Origin of the sequence: Arhodomonas aquaeolei DSM 8974, from assembly GCF_000374645.1 — a bacterium.
GTDB lineage: Bacteria > Pseudomonadota > Gammaproteobacteria > Nitrococcales > Nitrococcaceae > Arhodomonas > Arhodomonas aquaeolei.
Map to the genome: position 1 here is coordinate 1 of NZ_KB894847.1, position 1,287 is coordinate 1,287.

The window sequence follows — 1,287 nt, forward strand, 5'->3', positions numbered from 1 at the left end:
TCCCGCCGGGTGAACAAATAGATCCTAGCGTAGGAATGCGCTATTATTATGTCGGGCTAAAGAAACGCGTCATGAATAATGGGCAAGAGTCATGGCAGCTCAAGACCAAAACCGAATTGTGTCAAGAGTATGTAAGAAGCTTACAAGCATCCTTTTCCTTAACGGCCAAAAGAGGTCGCTGGATGGATGCGGTAAAAAGGCTCGAGTCAGACCACAACTTCGCCGAGATGGATTTGTGTCGGCTTGGTGATGTCCATTCTGAAGATCCCTCTGAGGGCAAAAATACCTTCAAACGAAAGGCTGCGCAATTATTTGAACGGATGAGCGCTGGGCACGCGAGTGTTCTATTAACAGTTACGAGGTTGGTTGAAGCCGTCGAAGAAAAGACTCTAGTTTTGATTGACGAACCGGAAAGCCATTTGCATCCACCATTGTTGTCAGCATTTACTAGGGCACTTTCAGATTTGCTGGTTAACAGGAATGGCGTGGCTATCGTTGCGACTCACTCACCCGTGGTTTTACAGGAGGTGCCCAAGTCATGTGTATCCATTATTCGGAGGAGTAGATTAACGTCGGAAGTCGACGAGCCTGAGATAGAAACCTTTGCAGAGAATGTAGGTGTATTGACGAGGGAGGTGTTTGGTCTAGAAGTTTCTAAGTCTGGATTTCACGACTTGCTAGCACAGTCGGTGGAAGAAGGGAAAGGCTTCGAAGAAATTGAAGAAGAATATAGAAATCGCCTGGGGTTCGAGGGAAAAGCCCTTTTGAGGGCGATTTTATCGGAAAAAGGAACCGAATAAGGTACGTATCATGAGGGCACTAAAAGCGCCGAGCGACAGGGTGAGCGACGTGCTCGATAAGTGCATTTCAAGCATTCGAGACACTGACCTACGTAAACGGCTGAGTCTGGTTTCAAGCGATATAGACGCGGCAGAGGCTGACTATGACCACAAAGGCACATGTAAAGTGCTTTATTCTATTTCTCAGAAAATTTGTGATGATGGGCAGGCTGTGCTAGGAGCAGTAACTAAAAAGGAACTAAAAGATGTTTATAGTTTGCATATGGTTCCGAATGGTAAGCCTGCGCGAGAGTTTTATGAAAAGTTGCTATTTGGAGCCCCGCGAGGACGATGTCCGCTATGCGGGCACGGTCAGGCATCTACCTTGGATCATTATTTGCCGAAGTCCCGTTATCCTCAGCTGGCTGTAGTGCCCTTAAATCTGGTCCCCTGTTGCAAGGATTGCAATACCGGTAAAGGTGAAAGGTTCTCCAGCGACAGCAGAACA

At 47.2% G+C, this 1,287-nt stretch carries 2 protein-coding genes; both read left to right on the plus strand.

All coding sequences use genetic code 11. The features are described 5' to 3' along the window. The coding region (locus C516_RS20945) for an AAA family ATPase (RefSeq protein ID WP_156831311.1) at positions 1-800 on the plus strand (800 nt) is incomplete at its 5' end. Positions 801-840: 40 nt separating this feature from the next. Further along, a partial coding sequence (locus C516_RS21460; RefSeq protein WP_245558798.1) for an HNH endonuclease occupies positions 841-1,287 on the plus strand: 447 nt, incomplete at its 3' end.